The 18089-nt window shown below is 67.7% G+C and carries 17 protein-coding genes and 4 tRNA genes; 3 read left to right on the forward strand and 18 right to left on the reverse strand.

Features of this window, described 5'->3' with window-relative positions:
- Positions 1-57 precede the first annotated feature (57 nt).
- From ACFFN1_RS10400 to ACFFN1_RS10440, 9 genes are all read right to left on the reverse strand, one after another.
- Complete coding sequence (locus ACFFN1_RS10400) at positions 58-2103, reverse strand: S9 family peptidase (protein ID WP_376840662.1); 2046 nt, start codon at positions 2101-2103, stop codon at positions 58-60.
- Positions 2100-2687 (reverse strand): HIT family protein, encoded by a 588-nt coding sequence (locus ACFFN1_RS10405; RefSeq protein ID WP_376840663.1) that lies wholly within the window; start codon positions 2685-2687, stop codon positions 2100-2102. The genes ACFFN1_RS10400 and ACFFN1_RS10405 overlap by 4 nt, the downstream gene beginning before the upstream one ends.
- Positions 2684-4696: a threonine--tRNA ligase gene (gene thrS, locus ACFFN1_RS10410; protein ID WP_376840664.1), complete on the reverse strand. Its 2013-nt coding sequence runs from the start codon at positions 4694-4696 to the stop codon at positions 2684-2686. Before thrS ends, ACFFN1_RS10405 begins: the two co-directional genes overlap by 4 nt.
- Positions 4697-4823: 127 nt before the next feature.
- Positions 4824-5165 (reverse strand): hypothetical protein, encoded by a 342-nt coding sequence (locus tag ACFFN1_RS10415; protein ID WP_376840665.1) that lies wholly within the window; start codon positions 5163-5165, stop codon positions 4824-4826.
- 2 nt (positions 5166-5167) lie between these two features.
- Positions 5168-5971: a hypothetical protein gene (locus ACFFN1_RS10420; protein WP_376840666.1), complete on the reverse strand. Its 804-nt coding sequence runs from the start codon at positions 5969-5971 to the stop codon at positions 5168-5170.
- A 205-nt stretch (positions 5972-6176) separates the two neighbouring features.
- Positions 6177-6248, reverse strand: a tRNA-Val gene (locus ACFFN1_RS10425).
- A 50-nt stretch (positions 6249-6298) separates the two neighbouring features.
- Positions 6299-6370, reverse strand: a tRNA-Val gene (locus ACFFN1_RS10430).
- A gap of 21 nt (positions 6371-6391) precedes the next feature.
- Positions 6392-6462 (reverse strand) — tRNA-Cys (locus tag ACFFN1_RS10435).
- A 24-nt stretch (positions 6463-6486) separates the two neighbouring features.
- Positions 6487-6559: transfer RNA gene (locus tag ACFFN1_RS10440), tRNA-Gly, on the reverse strand.
- Between the two features lie 170 nt (positions 6560-6729).
- Between ACFFN1_RS10440 and ACFFN1_RS10445 the strand changes: the two genes are divergently transcribed.
- Positions 6730-7200 (forward strand): TIGR02611 family protein, encoded by a 471-nt coding sequence (locus ACFFN1_RS10445; protein WP_376840667.1) that lies wholly within the window; start codon positions 6730-6732, stop codon positions 7198-7200.
- A gap of 42 nt (positions 7201-7242) precedes the next feature.
- On the opposite strand, the gene ACFFN1_RS10450 is transcribed toward ACFFN1_RS10445, so the two are convergent.
- The 9 genes from ACFFN1_RS10450 to hrcA form a co-directional block, all read right to left on the reverse strand.
- Positions 7243-8154, reverse strand: a complete 912-nt coding sequence (locus ACFFN1_RS10450) for a PPK2 family polyphosphate kinase (protein ID WP_376840668.1) — start codon at positions 8152-8154, stop codon at positions 7243-7245.
- Positions 8154-9173: a cell division protein ZapE gene (zapE, locus tag ACFFN1_RS10455; protein WP_376840669.1), complete on the reverse strand. Its 1020-nt coding sequence runs from the start codon at positions 9171-9173 to the stop codon at positions 8154-8156. Before zapE ends, ACFFN1_RS10450 begins: the two co-directional genes overlap by 1 nt.
- 104 nt (positions 9174-9277) lie before the next feature.
- Positions 9278-10219 (reverse strand): GTPase Era, encoded by a 942-nt coding sequence (gene era, locus ACFFN1_RS10460; protein WP_376840670.1) that lies wholly within the window; start codon positions 10217-10219, stop codon positions 9278-9280.
- Complete coding sequence (locus ACFFN1_RS10465; protein WP_376840671.1) at positions 10216-11487, reverse strand: hemolysin family protein; 1272 nt, start codon at positions 11485-11487, stop codon at positions 10216-10218. The genes era and ACFFN1_RS10465 overlap by 4 nt, the downstream gene beginning before the upstream one ends.
- 4 nt (positions 11488-11491) lie before the next feature.
- Positions 11492-11971, reverse strand: coding sequence for an rRNA maturation RNase YbeY (gene ybeY / locus ACFFN1_RS10470; RefSeq protein WP_376840672.1), 480 nt, complete (start codon positions 11969-11971; stop codon positions 11492-11494).
- Position 11972: 1 nt separating this feature from the next.
- Complete coding sequence (locus ACFFN1_RS10475) at positions 11973-12941, reverse strand: PhoH family protein (RefSeq protein WP_376840673.1); 969 nt, start codon at positions 12939-12941, stop codon at positions 11973-11975.
- Between the two features lie 166 nt (positions 12942-13107).
- Complete coding sequence (locus ACFFN1_RS10480; protein WP_376840674.1) at positions 13108-13875, reverse strand: 16S rRNA (uracil(1498)-N(3))-methyltransferase; 768 nt, start codon at positions 13873-13875, stop codon at positions 13108-13110.
- Complete coding sequence (gene dnaJ / locus ACFFN1_RS10485; protein ID WP_376840675.1) at positions 13872-14990, reverse strand: molecular chaperone DnaJ; 1119 nt, start codon at positions 14988-14990, stop codon at positions 13872-13874. The genes ACFFN1_RS10480 and dnaJ overlap by 4 nt, the downstream gene beginning before the upstream one ends.
- An 80-nt stretch (positions 14991-15070) precedes the next feature.
- Positions 15071-16081, reverse strand: coding sequence for a heat-inducible transcriptional repressor HrcA (hrcA, locus tag ACFFN1_RS10490; RefSeq protein WP_376840676.1), 1011 nt, complete (start codon positions 16079-16081; stop codon positions 15071-15073).
- A gap of 183 nt (positions 16082-16264) precedes the next feature.
- Between hrcA and ACFFN1_RS10495 the strand changes: the two genes are divergently transcribed.
- Positions 16265-17140 (forward strand): DUF3097 domain-containing protein, encoded by an 876-nt coding sequence (locus ACFFN1_RS10495; RefSeq protein ID WP_376840677.1) that lies wholly within the window; start codon positions 16265-16267, stop codon positions 17138-17140.
- A 161-nt stretch (positions 17141-17301) separates the two neighbouring features.
- Positions 17302-17967: a DUF4870 domain-containing protein gene (locus ACFFN1_RS10500; RefSeq protein ID WP_376840678.1), complete on the forward strand. Its 666-nt coding sequence runs from the start codon at positions 17302-17304 to the stop codon at positions 17965-17967.
- The last annotated feature ends 122 nt before the right edge of the window (positions 17968-18089 follow it).

The raw sequence follows: 18089 nt of genomic DNA on the forward strand, positions 1-18089 counted from the left end.
CAGCTCCTCGGCGGTCGTTGCATCAGTCTCCGCTGCGGGAGAGCTGGTGAGCGGCGGTCAGGCGGGCAGGTGGGTGCTCCACCACCTGAGGATGTGCTCGAATCGCTGCACACGGTGGCGGGGCCTGCCGGTGCGTGAGAGCCCATGGCTCTCGCCGGGGAAGATCAGCAGCTCAGTGTACGTGCCATTGCGCTGCAGTTCTGCATAGTACCGCTGCGCCTGCTCCAAAGGACAGCGGAAGTCGCGCTCGGAGTGGATGACGAAGGTCGGCACATTGTTCTGCGCAAGACGCGTCATCGGCGACTGCACGGCGATCCGCTCGGCATCACGGCCGGTGTACTCCTCGGTGAAGAAGCGGCCGATGTCCGAGGTGCCGACGAAGGTCGCCGGATCGAGGTAGCCGCGTTCGACGATGCCGGCGGCGAAGCGGTCGGTGTCGTTGAGCGTCATCGCGGTGAGGTAGCCGCCGTAGGATCCGCCCTGCACGCCCATGCGGCTGCCGTCGAGCTCGGGGTGTGCGGCCAGCGCGGCGTCGAGGATCGCAAGCACATCGGCCATCGCCGGTTCGGCCATATTGCCCTGCACCGCCCGACCCCAGGCGCGGCCGCGGCCGTTGGAGCCGCGCGGATTGGAGTAGACGACGGCGTAGCCGGCGCCGACGAGCACCTGGGTCTCGTCGAACACCGCCTCGGTGTACTGGGCGAAGGGCCCGCCGTGGATGTTGAGGATGACCGGGAACGGTCCCTCGCCCTCGGGGATCGCGACCCAGCCGCGGACATCGCCGAGCGGGGTCGGTGCGGTGACCGGCTGCGGAGTGACGACCGGCAGCGGCGTCTCGACGAGGCTGCGGGCGAAGTCGCTCAGCTGCTCCAGCCCACCCGCGGCGTCGACGGCGAAAACCTCGCCGGGCGAGGTGACCGTGGCGGCGGTGACGATGAGCCGCTCGCCGTGGCGGGCGAGACCGGTGACGACGAGCTCCGGCGGCGTCAGCAGCGCCGGACCCGCGCCCGAGGCGGGGGTGCTCTCCGTGCCCGAGGCGGGGGTGCTCTCCGTGCCCGAGGCGGAGGCCGCCTCGGCGTGGGTGAGCGCACCGTCAGTGAGCTGCACGAGCGGGCCGTCGAGCGGGATGCGGGCAGCGCGCTGGGAGCCGGCGACGGTGAGCACGACATAGGCGCAGCCATCGGCGACGACCGGTGCGATGCCTTCGAGTTCGACGGTCTCATCGCAGGTCAGACGCGTGGTGTCGCCGGTGCGCAGATCGTGGACGAAGAGGCCGGGAACCGCGGCGACGAAGTCGATGGCCGATGCGCGCAGCTCCGATCCGGTGAAGAGGATGCGGTCGTCGTCGAGCCACTGGTGGGCGCCGACGCTCAGCATCCCCAGGTCGATGCGCTCCATTCCGGACTCTCCGATGAGCCACAGGTGGGAGCGCAGATCGACGCCGGCTGCCGGCTGTTCGACGCCGGCGATAACGCTCAGGCGTCCGCTCGGACTGAACTGGGGATCGCTGATGTCCTCGCTGTGCTCCGTCAGCTGTTCGGCAGCCGGCACATCCTCGCTGCCGGACACGCTCACGGCTGTCAGCGCCGGGTCCGTGAGGTCTGCGGCGTAGAGCTGGGTGACGCGGTCGCGGCGGTAGCCGAGCCCATCGGCGAGGTAAGCAGCCGCGGTGATGTGGCGCGGGGCCTCGGCATCGGCGCTGATGTCCTCATCGGTGCCGTAGCGTCCCTCCTCCGGCGTGCGGGCGAGCCAGACGACGCGGGCGCCGGAGGGGTCGAAGGCGAAGCCGGAGACGCCCAGCTGTGCGTCGGTCACGCGCCGGGCCTCGGCACCGGGGCTGCCGATGAACAGCTGCGGGGTGTCGTTCGGTCCGGTCGCCCGGATGAAGCCGAAGGCGGAGTCGGTGATGGTGAGGCTGCTGTCGCTCCAGCCGTGGGTGGCGCGGGTCCACTCCCCTGCCGCGGCGTCGAGGCTGCGGGTGAGGTACTGGGCGCGGTAGGTGTTGGCGTCCAGATCCGGGCGGGTGAGCTGGCAGTACAGACGGTCACCGGTGACGACCGGCTCTGCGCAGCTGATGAGGGAGGTGATATCGGCTGGTTTCACGCGTTCCATTCCTTTGCGAAGAGGGCTCGGACGTCGGCATGGACCTGTGGCAGCGCCTTGGTCTGGGCGATGATGGGCAGGAAGTTGGCGTCTCCGCCCCAGCGGGGCACAACATGCTGGTGCAGGTGCGCGGCGATGCCGGCTCCGGCCACCCCGCCCTGGTTCATCCCGAGGTTGAAGCCGTGCGGTGCCGACACTGCGCGGATGACGCGCATCGCCTGCTGGGTGAACCGGGCGAGCTCGACCGTCTCCTCCTCGCTCAGATCCGTGTAGTCGGCGACATGGCGATACGGGCAGATGAGCAGGTGGCCGGGATTGTAGGGGTACAGGTTGAGCACCGCGAAGACCGTCTCGCCGCGGGCGACGATGAGGCCGTCCTCATCACTGCGGCTCGGCGCCAGGCAGAACGGGCACTGCTGGGCGCTGCTATCGGCGGGCTTGTCCTGCCCGCCGATGTAGACCATGCGGTGCGGCGTCCACAACCGCTGCAGGCCGTCGGGCTCCCCGGGGAACCCGGCAGCCGCCTCGGGCTCGGGGATCCCGGAGGCGGCGGCGCCGGTGTGCTCGCCGTGCTCGTCGGTCATACCTGCGCCTTCGTCTCGATCGCCTCGACGATCTGTGCGATCGCCTCATCGATCGGCACGCCGTTGTGCTGGCTGCCGTCGCGGAACCGGAAGGACACCGCCTGGGCGTCGCGGTCCTCGCCGCCGGCGATGAGGGTGTAGGGCACCTTCGACTTCGAGGCGTTGCGGATCTTCTTGGGGAAGCGGTCGTCGGAGTCGTCGACCTCGACGCGCACGCCGCGGGCGCGCAGCCGATCGGCCACCTCGTGCAGGTACGGGGAGAACTCCTCGGCCACCGGCACGCAGGTGACCTGCACCGGGGAGAGCCAGACGGGGAACGCTCCGGCATAGTGTTCGGTCAGCACGCCGAAGAACCGTTCGATCGAGCCGAACTTCGCCGAGTGGATCATGACCGGACGCTTCCGGGAGCCGTCCGCGGCCTGGTATTCGAGGCCGAAGCGCTCCGGCTGATTGAAGTCGAGCTGCACGGTCGACATCTGCCAGGTGCGGCCGATCGCGTCGCGGGCCTGCACGGAGATCTTGGGGCCGTAGAAGGCTGCGCCACCGGGATCGGGCACGAGTTCGAGGCCGGTCTCACGGCCGACGCTCTCCAGCACCTCGGTGGCGGCCGCCCACTGCTCATCCGAGCCGATGAACTTGTCCTGCTTCTTGCCGTCCTCATCGCGGGTGGAGAGCTCGAGGTAGAAGTCGTTGAGGCCGAAGTCGCGCAGCAGCGAGAGGACGAAGTTGAGCAGGTGGCGGATCTCTGCGGCAGCGTCCTCTTCGGCGACGTAGGAGTGGGAGTCGTCCTGTGTCAGGGCGCGCACGCGGGTCAGGCCGTGGATGACGCCGGAGGCCTCATCGCGGTACACCGTGCCGAACTCGAACAGCCGCAGCGGCAGATCGCGGTAGGAGCGGCCGCGCGAGCGGTAGATGAGATTGTGCATCGGGCAGTTCATCGCCTTGAGCCGGTACGGGGTACCGGCCTTGACGATCTCGCCGGTGGCATCGTCGCGGACCTCGTCGACGGGCAGGGACGGGAACATGTTCTCCCCGTAGTACGGCAGGTGGCCCGAGGTGTAGTAGAGCGCTTCCTTGGAGATGTGCGGGGTGCCGACGTAGGAGAAGCCCTCCTCGATGTGGCGCTGGCGGACGTAGTCCTCCATCTCGCGCTTGATGACACCGCCCTTGGGGTGGAAGACCGGCAGGCCGGAGCCGAGCTCATCGGGGAAGGAGAACAGGTCGAGTTCGGCACCGAGCTTGCGGTGATCGCGGCGCTCCGCCTCGGCGATGCGATCCTGGTAGGCCTTGAGGTCCTCTTTCGAGGCCCAGGCGGTGCCGTAGATGCGCTGCAGCGAGGCATTGGCCTGATCACCGCGCCAGTAGGCGGCCGAGGAGCGGGTGACAGCGAAGCCCTGGCCGATGTGCTTGGTGCTCGGCAGGTGCGGGCCGCGGCACAGATCCTGCCAGACGGCTTCGCCCTGCCGGTTGGTGTTCTCGTAGACCGTCAGCTCAGTGCCGCCGACTTCGACGAAGGCGTCGTCATCGCTTCCGGCCTTGGCACGGTCGTCGATGAGTTCGAGCTTGTACGGCTCTGCGGCCATCCGGCTGCGGGCCTCTTCCTCGGTGACGACAACGCGCTTGAACTGCTGGCCTTGCTTGATGATCTGCTTGGCCCGCTTTTCGATCTGCTTGAGATCCTCCGGGGTAAACGGTTCGGCGACATCGAAGTCGAAGTAGAAGCCGTCGGTGATGTAGGGGCCGATGCCCAGGGTGGTGCCGGGGAACAGCTCCTGGACGGCCTGGGCGACGACATGGCCGGCGGAGTGGCGGAGGATGTTGAGGCCCTCGGCGTCTGCCAGCGTGATGGGCTCGACGACGTCGCCGGGCGCCAGCTCGCGGCTGAGGTCGGCCGAGGCGCCGTTGAGTTCGATGGCGATGACATCTTTCCGGTCGGCGTACACAGTCGTGCCAGTCATTCCTTCCTCGAACGGGATCTGCCTGCCCTCGAGCTGAATGGAATCGGCCACTGCGGTGCTCCTTGCTGTGTCGTCTGTGATGTCGATCGGTGAAAGTCTACCCCTTCTGCCGCCGGCCAGAAGAGGATGGGCTGAGGCTCCGGTTGCGGAGCCTCAGCCCATTGTGGGACTGGTGTTCTCAGCCCTTCTTGAAGATGTACGGGTTGCTGTAACCCTGGTCGGAGTTGGGCATCGTCACTTCCAGCTCAAGGGAGTCGATGTCGGAGTGCGGGACCTCGTATCCGAGGGCGAAGTCCTTGCTCTCACCAGCCGGAACCGGCTCGAACGACAGCGCGCCGCTGTACTCTCCGGTGAAGACGTCCGTGCAGTCACCGCCGGAGTAGGTGCAGGAGATGAGCGGGAAGCCGGGATCGAACTCAGCATCGGAGTTGTTCTCGATAGTGAAGACAACTCGGGCCATCTCGCCGTTGGTGCTTTCAGCACCGAAATCGACCGTGTCCTCGCCGACTGCCACGGCCATCGTCACACCGTCTGTGAGATCGACTGTCGAGCCGCCGCTCGAACCGCCGCTGTCGTCGGTGTCCTCGGAGGGCTGCGCATCCGAGGTCTCGTCGCAGCGCCGGCGGGTTCAGACGGTTGAGCAGAACCGTCTTCCGCCGGGTTGCCGGCGGCGGAGCTCGACGATGAAGGCGACTGGCTCTGCTGGTTCAGGCTCTTGTTGGCGCTGTTCAAGATCCAGATCTGGACAATGATGAGGATGATCGTCAGCAGAATGGAGATTCCGCCGAGCACGATGCCGGTGATGTTCATGCCGCGGTTGGTCGCCTTGTTCTGCTTGGCGGCCGAGAGCCCGATGAAGCCGAGGATGATCGCAGCCAGGGCGAGCAGCAGGGCGAGTCCGCCGGCGACGAAGCCGACGAACGGGATCCACGAGCCGCCGGAGGACAGCAGCGCGAGGATGCCGGCGATGAGCGCGAGGATGCCGAGGATGTTGCGGGACTTGTTGTCGCCGCCGGAGCCGTAGGGGTCAGCCTGACCGCCGTAGGGATCCGACTGGCCTCCATAGGGGGCGCTCGGGCCGCCGTAGGCAGGAGCGAACTGGTCGGCGGGCCCAGCCTCGCCGCCGGGGTAGCCGCCGGCGGAGGAGTAGCTCGGAGCCGGCTCGCCGTACGACGGCTGGGAACCATACTGCGGCTGTGCACCGTAGTCCGGCTGCGAGCCGTAGGGCGACTGGGAGCCGTAGGGCGACTGGGAGCCGTAGCCCGGCTGTCCGCCCTCACCGCTGCTGCCGTAGGGGTCGGAACCGTATGGGGGCTGAGATGACATCGACGTTCTCTTTTCACATTGAGGTCAGTTCGTGCTTTCCCGTTCAGCTTAGCTGTCACGGGGGCACGCTGATGCACGCTGGAGTTGCGATCCTGCAACAGGACGGTGACATACAGGAGTGAAATGTGGCGCGCCCCACACCAGGCAGTCGATCGGCCGACACAACGCAGAATGCCGGGCTGCAGAGCCCGGCATCCACAATCTGTGCGCGATACTGGGATCGAACCAGTGACCTCTTCCGTGTCAGGGAAGCGCGCTACCGCTGCGCCAATCGCGCCTGAACCACTTCATGTGGGGCGTATTCAGTTATGCATGGCGTTCTCGCCGTGCGCGATACTGGGATCGAACCAGTGACCTCTTCCGTGTGAAGGAAGCGCGCTACCGCTGCGCCAATCGCGCTTGCGCCCGAAGGCGAAGCCGAGGTGGAGATGGGATTCGAACCCACGTATACGGCTTTGCAGGCCGCTGCCTCGCCTCTCGGCCACTCCACCGTGAGACGGTCTGGCCTGTCTCCGAGCGGATGACGGGACTCGAACCCGCGACCCTCACCTTGGCAAGGTGATGCTCTACCAACTGAGCCACATCCGCGTGTTTGCGAGGGAGATTTCCTTGCAACGAGAAACAACTCTATCTGGTGAACCCCAAGTTGCCAAATCGCTCGCAGGTGACCCTCGTCACATCAGAGGCGAAGCCCTTGAACCGGCCTCAGCAGCAGTCCCGCAGGCTGCTGCAGCGCTGCCGGACTCTAGACTGATGGGGTGACCCTGCACCGTCCCCGTCCCCCAGGCTGGCTGTCCCGCACCCATAAGCAGGGACGGCCGTGGTGGCGGCGTGCGCGCTTGGCATTCCTGCGGTGGCGGCGGCTGGTGATGAGCAATGCGCAGACGGCATTCATCTACCGCTGGCTGGTCGGCTGCGTCGGGGCCGTCGTCATCGTCATCGGCCTCGCCCTCGTGCCCCTGCCCGGACCGGGCTGGCTCATCGTGTTCATCGGCTTGGCGATCATCGCATCAGAGTTCCAGTGGGCGCAGAGCCTGCTGCTGTGGGGACGGGCCGTGCTGCACCGGTGGACGACCTGGCTGCGGACCAGCCATTGGACGGTCTCACTGGCGGTGGCGGCCGCGACCGCACTGTTCGTCGCCGCTGTTGTATGGCTGACGACGCGAGTCATCGGCCTGCCGGATTGGGTGCCGGACTGGCCGGTGTTCCGGTGGCTGCTGCTGCGCTGACTCATCCTCCGGCAGCTGCGTGGGGTGGAGGCGGGAGGCGGCTCAGTCCTCGAACTGCCGGTTCGTCTCCTCCAGGCGCTTGAGCTCTGCATCCGGATCGAAGTGGCCGAGCGGCCAGTCGAGGTTGAGCTGCTGGAGCTGATGGATGAGCAGCCGCACGATCGCCCACCGCGAATACCATTTGCGGTCGGCCGGGATGACGTACCACGGCACCAGATCCGTCGAGGTGCGGTCGAGCACATCCTGATAGGCCTGGGTGTAATCCGCCCAGCGTGCGCGGTCATCGATGTCGGTCGGGTTGAACTTCCAGTGCTTGTCGACACGGCGCAGCCGGTTCTCCAGGCGCTTCGCCTGCTCCTCCGGCGACACGGTCAGCATGCACTTGACGATATGGATGCCGGAGTCGACCTGCGTGTCCTCGAAGGAGTTGATGTCCTCATAGCGGTCGAGCCACACGGACGGCGGTTCGAGCTCGTGCATGCGCACAGCGAGGATGTCCTCATAGTGGGAGCGGTCGAAGACCCCGATGTTCCCCCAGCGGGGCAGCGCGCGGTTGATCCGCCACAGGAACGGCCGTGACGCCTCCTCAGCGTTGGGCACGCCGAAGGCAGAGACCTGCACGCCGTGCGGGCTCAGTGCGCCGACGACGTGCTTGACGACGCCGCCCTTGCCGGCGGTGTCGCGGCCTTGCAGCACGAGCAGCACCGACTTGCGCAGACCGCCGACATTGGCGTTGGCGTAGAGCCGCTCCTGCAGATCGGAGAGCAGCTCCGTGTCGACCTGCTGGGCTGCTCTGCCGTCCTGCTTCTCCCCTGAGAATCCTGGGGTGGCTGCGGTGTCGATCGCGGAGAAGTCATCGCCGGGGGCGAAGCGCAGCAGCTCGGCGACCTCAGCCGGGGAGGCCTGGTCGACGTTGTCGGCCAGGGGCGGTGTTTCGGCAGGCTGCAGTTCCATCATCGCTCCGTTCCGCTGGCCAGCGCGGTCAGGCGCGACAGGCAGCGCAGATACTTCTTGCGGTAGCCGCCGGAGACCATGTCGTCGGTGAACACAGCGTCGAGGCGGGCTCCGCTGTTGTGAATGGTGATCGCACGGTCGTACATCCGGTCGACGAGGGCGACGAAGCGCAGGGCGACGCTTTCGCTGTCGATCGTCTGCACGTCCTCCCACAGCATCATGTCGATGCCGTCGAGCATCCTGCTGTAGCGCGAGGGGTGGACCGACGGGAGGTGTTCGAGCACCGTGGAGAAGTCGTCGCGGGCGATGGTGACATCGCCTGCAGCGGCGGCGACCGCATCGAGCTCGGCCGCATCGACCGGCTCCGGCGGGGTGGGGCTGCCGCGGTGGCGATAGTCATCGCCGTCGATGGTGAGCACGGTGAACTGATCGGCCAGCGCCTGGATCTCGCGCAGGAAGTCCTGGGCGGCGAAGCGGCCCTGCCCGAGCGCGCCGGGGAGGGTGTTGGAGGTGGCGACGATCTTGACGCCGGCGTCGGTGAGTTCGCGCATGAGCCGCGACATCATGACGGTGTCGCCGGGATCGTCGAGTTCGAACTCGTCGATGCACACGAGCTTCATGCCCGACAGCTCATCGCGGGCGCGCTGGAAGCCGAGGGCGCCGATGAGGTTCGTGTACTCGACGAAGGTGCCAAAGGTCGCCGGCTTCTCGCTGGCGTGCCAGGCCGAGGCGAGCAGGTGGGTCTTGCCGACCCCGTAGCCGCCGTCGAGGTAGATGCCCTTGCCGGCTTTCGGCTTGGAGCCGAAGAGCTTGGAGAGGAACCCCGATTCCCGGCGCTGCGCAGCGAACTCCCGCAGCTGGTCGCGGGCGCGCGACTGCGAGGGCTGACGCTCATCGGGCCGATAGCTGTCGAAGGACACATCCGAGAACTGCGGCGGCGGCACGAAGCCGTTGATGAGGTCTTCGGGGGCGACCTCGGGGCGCCGCTCGGTCAGCTTGATGATCTTGGGTTCACTCACAGCACATAAGTCTACAAACGTTCAGCCGCCGCCCCCGCGCGCCCTGCCGCTATGAGGACATGCGCCTGCCGGGAGCAGACGGAGCCCCGCCGTCAGGAGACGTATCAGGAGAAGTCGAAGCCGAGCCGGCCGAGCTGCTTGGGATCGCGCTGCCAGTCCTTGGCGACCTTGACGTGCAGATCGAGGTAGATCGGGGTGCCGAGGATCGCCTGGATGTTCTTCCGCGCCGTCGTGCCGATCTCCTTGAGGCGGGAACCGCGGCGGCCGATGATGATCGCCTTCTGGCTGGGCCGCTCGACGAAGAGGTTGACCCGCACATCCCACAGCGGCTTGTCCTCCGGCCGGCCCTCGCGCGGGCCCATCTCCTCCACCTGCACGGCCAGGGAGTGCGGCAGCTCATCGCGCACGCCCTCCAGCGCCGCCTCGCGCACAAGCTCGGCGACGAGCACGGATTCCGGCTCGTCGGTGACCTCCCCGTCCGGGTACAGCGGCGGGGACTCCGGCAGGTGGCCGGCGAGCACCGCATCGACGGTGTCGACCTGGAATCCGTCCTGCGCGGAGACCGGGACGATGTCGGCGAAGTCGCCGAGCTGCTCGACGGCGATGAGCGCCTCGGTCAGGTGCTGCCGGTCGACGAGGTCGGTCTTCGTGACAATCGCCACGACCGGGGTGCGCTCGGAGACGAGCTGGAGCTGTTCGGCGATATAGCGGTCGCCGGGGCCGACCCGCTCATCGGCAGGCAGGCAGAAGCCGATGACATCGACTTCGCTCAGGGTCGCCGCGACGAGGTCGTTGAGACGGGAGCCGAGGAGTGTGCGGGGCCGGTGCAGGCCCGGCGTGTCGACGAGTACGAGCTGGTGGTCGTCACGGTGGACGATCCCGCGGATCGTGTGCCGGGTGGTCTGGGGCTTCGCCGAGGTGATGGCGATTTTGGTGCCGACCAGCGCATTCGTCAGCGTGGACTTGCCGGTGTTCGGCCGGCCGACGAGGCAGGCGAAGCCGGCCCGGTAGCCTTCGGGCAGATCGGTGCGGAACAGCTCTGTCATACGTCCTCTGTCTCTCGTTCCCGCCGCACCCGCACATGGGTGATGCGGTGGCGGCGGCCCTGTCCGGGCATCGCTTCGATGTACAGTCCGGAGATCGTGGCATGGGCGCCGGCGATCGGCACGCGGTCGATCTCCTTGGCCAGCAGGCCGCCGACCGTGGTGACGTCCTCGTCCTCGATGCGGGTGTCGAAGAACTCCGCCAGATCGTCGATCTGGGTGCGGGTGCTCACCAGGTACTCCCCCGGCTCGGTTTCGACGATGTCGTCCTCTGCTGCATCGTACTCATCTTCGATCTCGCCGACGATCTCCTCGACGATGTCCTCCATCGTGATGAGGCCGGCGGTGCCGCCGTATTCGTCGACAGCCATCGCCACGTGGTTGCTCGCCAGCTGCATCTCGCGCATGAGCTCGTCGACCGGTTTGGTCTCCGGGACGAAGACCACCGGTCGGCAGTGTTCGGCGACCGGTGCCTCGGCGTCCTCCGGGTGCAGGTGGAGGCGGCGGGCGACGTCCTTGAGGTAGACGATGCCGCGCACATCGTCGAGGTCGTCGTCGATGACCGGCACGCGGGAGAAGCCCGAACGCAGGAACAGCGCCATCGCCTTGGCCAGCGGCTGTGCGGCGTCGATCGCGACGATGTCGGTGCGCGGGACCATCACCTTGTACACGCGGGTGTCGGCGAGGTTGAAGACCGACTCGATCATGTCGCGCTCTTCGTCTTCGATGACGTCGACGGCGGAGGCGCGCTCAACAAGATCGCGCAGCTGGCCTTCGGTAACGAACGGGCCGTCGCGGAACACCTTCTCCGGGGTGAGCATATTGCCCAGCCACACGAGGATCCGCGCAACCGGGCCGAGCGCCTGGCGCAGGCCGACGACGAGCCACCCGGTCAGCAGGGTCACCTGCAGGGAGCGGCGCCGGCCGATGGTGCGCGGGGACACTCCGGCGACGACGAACACGGCGATCGAGGCGGTGATGACCGAGGCGAAGATGAGCTGCCAGCTGATGCCGAAGACGTGGTAGTAGCCGACTGCAACGAACACGGTGGCCAGGGATTCGAAGAACTGCCTGACGAAGGTGAGCACGTTGATGTGCGTCGGCAGATCCGCGAGGATCGCCGCGGCTGTGCCACCGCCCCGGGTGCCGGATTCGGCGGCGTGGGCGATCTCATGATGCGACACGTTCGAGATCGCCGAATCCGCGGCAGCGAGCACAGCTGCGAAGGCGATGCACAGCAGCCCTGAGAGCATGAAGGCGAGGATCGGCACGCTGTCAGTCCTCGGTCGGTTCAGGGATGGTGGTGCGTCCGGGCTCCCGTTCGGCGAACCAGGTCAGCAGCAGGTGGCGCTGCAGCCCGAACATCTCCTCCTTCTCCTCCGGCTCATGGTGGTCGTAGCCCATGAGGTGCAGCAGACCGTGAGCGGTCAGCAGCAGAATCTCATCGCTGAGGGAGTGCCCGGCTGCGCTGGCCTGCTCGGCGGCGACGGCTGGGCAGATGACGATATCGCCGAGCACGCCGTCCTCGTCGTGGCCCGGTTTGAGCTCGTCCATCGGAAAGGACATGACATCGGTGGGACCGTCGAGGCTCATCCACCGCTGGTGCAGCTCGGTCATCGCCGCTTCGTCGATGAACCGGATGCCCACCTCGGCAGCGGGGCTGATGTGCATGCGGTCAAGGACATGCTCAGCCAGGGCGACGACCTCGGGCAGGTCGATCTGGGCGGGGGTCTCGTTGCCGATCTCGATGGTCATCTCAGCGTCCCTTCCGTCCGGCGCCCGCGGCTTCGCGGCCGGACCACAGATCATAGGCGTCGACGATCGCCGACACCAGGTCGTGGCGGACGACGTCCTTGCTCGTCAGCCGGCAGAACCGGATGTCATCGACATGGCCGAGGATGTCCTGGGCGAGCACGAGGCCGCTGCGGGTCGCGCCGGGCAGGTCGACCTGACTGGTATCGCCGGTGACGACCATCCGGGAGCCGAAGCCCAGCCTCGTGAGGAACATCTTCATCTGCTCGAATGTCGTGTTCTGCGCTTCGTCGAGGATGATGAACGAGTCGTTGAGGGTGCGTCCACGCATATAGGCCAGCGGGGCGACCTCAATGGTGCCGGAGTCGAGCAGCATCCTGATCCGGTCCGGTTCGATCATGTCATGCAGCGCATCGTAGAGGGGCCGCACATAGGGGTCGATCTTCTCGTCGAGCGTGCCGGGCAGGAACCCGAGGTTCTCCCCTGCCTCGACGGCCGGCCGGGTAAGGATGATGCGGGAGACGGCTTTGTTCTGCAGCGCATTGACAGCCATCGCCATCGCCAGATAGGTCTTGCCGGTGCCGGCGGGGCCGAGGCCGAAGGTGATGGTGTGCGAGCGGATCGCGGACACGTACTGGTGCTGACCGTAGGTCTTGGGCCGCACGGTGCGCCCGCGCGAGGACAGGATGTTCTCGCTCAGCACCTGGGCTGCGCTGCCGGCCTCAGGCTCCATCGTGTGGACGCGGCGCACCGCATCGGGATCGATGAGCTGGCCGCCGGCGACGAGCTTCTTCAGCTCCCCGATCGTCGTCACGAGCGCACCGACTGCCGCCTCGGGACCGGACAGCGTCATCTCGTGCTGCCGGCAGTGGATGTCGACGTCCGGTGCGAGCTCCTCCAGGGTGCGCAGATTCGCTTCGGCCGGGCCGAACAGCGCAACAGGGTCGATGTTCTCTGGGATCGTCAGGTGCACGCGGGTGTGCGCCTGCTGAGCGGGGCTGAGGTTCTCAGCCGGTTCCGACGTGTTCTGGGCCTCCAGCGCGGGTCCTCTTCTCAGTTCTCGTTCTCAGTTTCGGTGTTCTCGTGGCACGTGGGCTCTTATGGGCAACTCTAGCGCCTCGCCGGTTCGGCCGCCGGGCTCACCAGCGGCCCAGCGCGGCCTGGCACAGGCCGAGTGCCACCGGGCCGGCTGTCGAGGCGCGCAGCACGGTGGCGCCGAGCACCGCAGTCTGGGCTCCTGCCGCACGCAGCGCGGCGATCTCCGCCTCGGCGATGCCGCCTTCGGGGCCGACGATGAGCACGATCCGCGCGCAGCCGGCTGGATCCGCCGAGAGCTTCGCTTGCAGGGCCTGCAGCCGTTCCGTCAGCGGCTGGCTGGCGGCCTCGTGCAGCACGAAGGCCGCGTCGTTCGGTCCCAGCACGTGAGCCAGATCGGTGCCGCGGACCAGCTCGCCCACAGCCGGGACGAAGGCCCGCCTGGCCTGTTCTGCTGCCGCCGCCGAGGTGTGCTGCCATTTGGCGAGCGATTTGCCGGCTTTGGCTGCCGGCCAGCGGACGATGGACCGCTGTGCTTCCCAAGGGATGACGGCGTCGACGCCGACCTCGACGGCTGCTTCGACGGCGGCCAGGTCGCGGCCGGACTTCGCCAGCGCTTGGACGAGCACGAGCTGCGGGCTGGGGCGCTCCTCGACCTCGACTGCGGTGATGTCGATGCGCAGCTCTGAGCGGTCGGCGCGGCTGATCGTGCCGGTGATGCGCAGGCCACTGCCGTCGCTGAGCTGCAGCTGTTCGCCGGCCTGCATGCGGCGCACAGTCACCGCATGGTGGGCGATCGCCTCCGGGGCCAGCAGCTCGCCGGCCTCACCCCGATGGGCGAGACCGGCGTCGATGAAGACCGGCAGGGTCATCGGCCGGCGAACCGCTCGCGGAAGCGGCGGAAGGCGCTGCGCTCTGTGCCCTTGCCGACCGTCGCCTCCGGCTGGGTCTCATCGCGCAGGCGGGCGAGCTCTTCGAGCAGCTCCGCCTGCTTGGCGTCGAGCTTCCTCGGGGTGGCGACGTTGATCGTGATGATGAGGTCGCCGCGGCTGCTGTGGCGCAGCCGCTGTGCGCCGAGCCCGGACAGCTTCTGGGTGGTGCCGGACTGGGTGCCGGCTTCGATGCTGATGTCGCGGCTGCCGTCGAAGGTGTCGAGGGACACGGTCGCGCCGAGGGCGGCCGCCGTCATCGGCACTTCGATCGTGCAGCGCAGATGATCTCCGTCGCGTTCGAAGGAGGGGTGCTCGCGCACGGTGACCTCGATGAACAGGTCGCCGGCCGGTCCGCCGCCGGGTCCCACCTCGCCGCGGCCGGGCAGCTGGATGCGGGTGCCGGTGGTCACGCCGGCGGGCACCTTGAAGCTCAGGGTGCGTTCGACGCGGATCCGGCCGTCTCCGTGGCAGGAGGTGCATGGGTCGGTGATGCGGGTGCCGTAGCCGCCGCAGTTGTTGCAGGTCTGGTTCGTCACCATCTGCCCGAGCAGCGTGCGAGTCATCTGCTGGATCGAGCCGGTGCCGTGGCACAGTGAGCAGGTCTCGACCGAGGTGCCGGGCCGGGTGCCCTCGCCGTCACAGGTGTCGCACACCTCGGCGGTGGCGATGTCGATGTCCTCTGTGCCGCCGAAGGCCGCGGTCTCCAGGTCGATCTCGATGCCGATGAGCGCGTCCTTGCCGCGGCGCTTGCGCGAGGCCGGCCGCTGCGGCCCGCCGCCCATGCCGCCGCCGAAGAAGGTCTCGAACAGATCGGAGACCCCGCCGAAGTTCGCGCCGCCGAAGCCCTGGCCGTATTCGGAGCCGCCGAGGTCGTAGTTGCGGCGCTTCTCCGGATCGGAGAGCACCTCATAGGCGACCGCGACCTGCTTGAACTCGTCTTCGCGCCCCGGGTTGACGTCCGGGTGGAGTGAGCGCGCCAGCTTGCGGTAGGCCTTCTTGATCTCGGCCGTCGAAGCATCCTTGGACACGCCGAGCGTTTCATAGTGATTGGTCACGTTCGTCCTTTGATCGATGAGGCGATTCGCGGATCGGTTGTCGGTTCGTGGGTCTGCGGGCAGGTCAGTCGTTGGGCAGGTCAGTCGTTGAGGATGACCGAGACGTACTTCGCCACGGCTCTCACCGCAGCCATCGTCGTCGGATAGTCCATCCGGGTGGGGCCGAGCACGGCGAGGCTGGCTGCGGAGTCCTCGGCGCCGTAGCTGGTCGCCACCACCGAGGTGGAGGAGAAGGACTCGACGGTGTTCTCGCTGCCGATCCGCACGCTGACCTCGTCGGTCTCTGCGGCGATCGAGGTGAGCAGCTTGAGCAGCACCACCTGCTCCTCGAAGGCTTCGAGCAGCGGGCCGATGTGCGCGCCGAGCTCACGGGCCGAGCGGGCGAGGTTGGCGGTGCCGGCCATGAGCAGGCGATCCTGGCGGCCCACCTGGCTCAGATCGGCCAGCGCCGCGGCCACTGCGCGGCCGGCGCGCTGATGCTCCAGCGGCAGCTCGATGCGTTCGCAGGCTGCCGCGACGGCATCCATGCGCACCTGGTGGAGCACCGACATGAAGCGGTCGCGCAGCCCGGCGACCTCGGCCTCGCTCAGCTCGCTGCCGACGTCGATGAGGCGCTGTTCGACCTGGCCGGCGTCGCTGATGAGCACGACGAGCAGGCGGGGGGCGGCGATCGAGACGAGCTCGATGTGGCGCACCCGGGTCTGCCGGGCGATCGGGTACTGAATGACGGCGACCTGCTGGGTCAGCCGGGCGAGCAGCCGCACGGTGCGCTCGAGCATCTCGTCGATGTCGAGGGGCTCTTCGAGGACGCGTGCGATCGCCCGCTTCTCAGCAGCGGAGAGCGGTTTGACTTCGTCGATCCGGTCGACGAAGCGGCGGTAGCCCTTGTCGGTGGGCACGCGCCCGGCCGAGGTGTGCGGCTGTGCGATGAGGCCTTCGCTTTCGAGGACGGCCATATCGTTGCGGATGGTGGCCGAGGAGACGCCGAGCTGGTGGCGCTCGACGAGGGCTTTCGAGCCGACCGGCTCATTCGTGGCGACATAGTCTTCGACGATGGCGCGCAGCACGCGCGTCCGGCGGTCGTCGTTCACCGCTCCTCACCTCCTCGCAGTCTCGTCCGCTGTCACCGTCTAGCGCTGTCACCGGGCCCGCACACAGCGCGAGCCCCCTGCAGCGACTGGCACTCGGATAAGCAGAGTGCCAATCAAGTGTACGCCTCGCCGATGTTCTGCCCAAACACGGGCACGCCCGAGCTGTGCCCCTACCCTTGGGGTGTGAACTATTCCGATCCCTACGGCGCCGATGTGCTCGCCGGCTCATCGCCGCGTTCCCACCGCCGCCCGCGTTCAGTCGAAGTCCCTGCCCAGCGCGGCCTCGTCGTCGAAGACGTCGAGTCCGGCTATGTCGGGGCGATCACCGGGGTGGAGAAGACCACCGCCGGCTACGTCATGCGCTTGGAGGACCGGCACGGCCGCACGAAGATCGCGCCGCTGGGCCCCGGCTTCTGGGTCGACGGCAAGCCGGTGACCATCACCCGTCCCCAGGCTGTGCGCCCGGCTGCCCCGGCGCGCACCGCCTCGGGTTCGGTGGCCCGTCCCCAGCAGCGTGCCCGCGTGGCGCGCGGCTCCCGCATCTGGGTCGAAGGCAGACACGATGCCGAGCTGGTGGAGAAGATCTGGGGCGACGATCTGCGCGCGGAGGGTGTCGTCGTCGAACCGCTCGGCGGCCTCGATGTGCTGGCGGAGAAGCTCGCGGAGTTCGGTCCGGACCGGCAGCATCGTGTCGGGGTGCTCGCCGACCATCTGGTCGCCGGCACGAAGGAGTCACGCATCGCCGAGGAGGTGCTCGCCGATCCGCGCTTCGCCGGGGTCGTGCACATCATCGGCCATCCCTATATCGACATCTGGCAGGCGGTGCGCCCGGCGGTCGTGGGCATCAGCGCCTGGCCGCAGGTGCCGCGCAGTGAGGACTTCAAGACCGGCACGCTGCGGCGCATCGGCTGGCCGGCCCGCGATCAGCGCGACATCGCGCTGGGTTGGAAGCGGATCCTCGGCTCCGTCACGACGATCGGTGATGTCGAGGCGGCGCTGTCGGGGCGCGTCGAGGAGCTCATCGACTTCGTCACCGTCGACCATCTCTACGGCCGCTGACGGGTTCTTTCGCTTGTGTGGCAGAATGTTGCCGCAACTGTTCGCCGTCCGGTGGCCGCTACGCGCACTTCCGGTGTGCCAGAACTGCACCACTGAGCGGCGGCGCACTGTTCCTCGATCGACTACCGTGGATCTCTGATGACGTCAACGAAAGGAAGGCCATGAGCTCCGACTACCATCCCCAGGGCGGTTACGGATCGCAGCCTGGCGGACCGGCCCCACAATCCTACGGCTCCCAGCCCCAGGGCCCACAGTCCGGCGGCTCCCAGCAGCCGGGCGCCGGTGCCTACGGTCAGCAGCAGGGCGGCTACCAGCAGGCCGGCGGCTACCAGCAGCCAACGGGTGGAGCCTACGGCCAGCAGCCGGGTGCCACCGCCCCGAACGGTCAGCCGCTGGGCGGTTCGACCCTCGCCGGTGTGCCGCTGACAGCGCACCACCCGGAAGGCGCCTACCAGCAGGGTTCGGCCGGCTACTGGCACGCCGATGCCGAAGAGCGGCAGATGGCGATGTGGAACGGCATCGGCTCGCTGCTCATCGGCTTCGTCATGCCGCTCATCCTGTTCATCGTCTACAAAGATCGCAGCGCCTTCGTCCGCGAGCATGCCCGACAGCTGCTCAACGCCAGCCTGTCCTACCTCATCTACATCCTGGCGCTGACAGTCGTCCTCACCATCATCACGATCGTGACGTTCGGCATCGGCGGCTTCCTCTTCATCCTGCTCGTCGCACCGGGCATCATGCTCACGGTCTTCGAAATCATCGCTGCGGTGCGCGGCAGCAACGGCGAAGGCTACCGCGCCCCGCTCACCATCAACATGGTCAAGTGAGCTGAACACTGCACCTGCTCGTCGCAGCTCTCCCGCTCCGCACACAGCACTGAGGCCGGTCCCATGGGGCCGGCCTCAGTGCTTGCCTGCTGGATTCTCCGCAGCACACCGCAGGGTCAGCC

This window comes from Brevibacterium otitidis (genome assembly GCF_042429315.1).
GTDB classification, from domain to species: Bacteria; Actinomycetota; Actinomycetes; order Actinomycetales; family Brevibacteriaceae; genus Brevibacterium; species Brevibacterium otitidis.

What these genes read in the sequence shown, in the direction of transcription:
- ACFFN1_RS10405 (WP_376840663.1), bottom strand. Translation starts at nt 2,687, where the DNA reads ATGACCGACGAGCACGGCGAGCACACCGGCGCCGCCGCCTCCGGGATC.
- ACFFN1_RS10420 (WP_376840666.1), bottom strand. Translation starts at nt 5,971, where the DNA reads ATGTCATCTCAGCCCCCATACGGTTCCGACCCCTACGGCAGCAGCGGT.
- ACFFN1_RS10415 (WP_376840665.1), bottom strand. Translation starts at nt 5,165, where the DNA reads ATGGCCGTGGCAGTCGGCGAGGACACGGTCGATTTCGGTGCTGAAAGC.
- ACFFN1_RS10480 (WP_376840674.1), bottom strand. Translation starts at nt 13,875, where the DNA reads ATGACCCTGCCGGTCTTCATCGACGCCGGTCTCGCCCATCGGGGTGAG.
- ACFFN1_RS10450 (WP_376840668.1), bottom strand. Translation starts at nt 8,154, where the DNA reads ATGGAACTGCAGCCTGCCGAAACACCGCCCCTGGCCGACAACGTCGAC.
- era (WP_376840670.1), bottom strand. Translation starts at nt 10,219, where the DNA reads ATGACAGAGCTGTTCCGCACCGATCTGCCCGAAGGCTACCGGGCCGGC.
- ACFFN1_RS10500 (WP_376840678.1), top strand. Translation starts at nt 17,302, where the DNA reads ATGAGCTCCGACTACCATCCCCAGGGCGGTTACGGATCGCAGCCTGGC.
- ybeY (WP_376840672.1), bottom strand. Translation starts at nt 11,971, where the DNA reads ATGACCATCGAGATCGGCAACGAGACCCCCGCCCAGATCGACCTGCCC.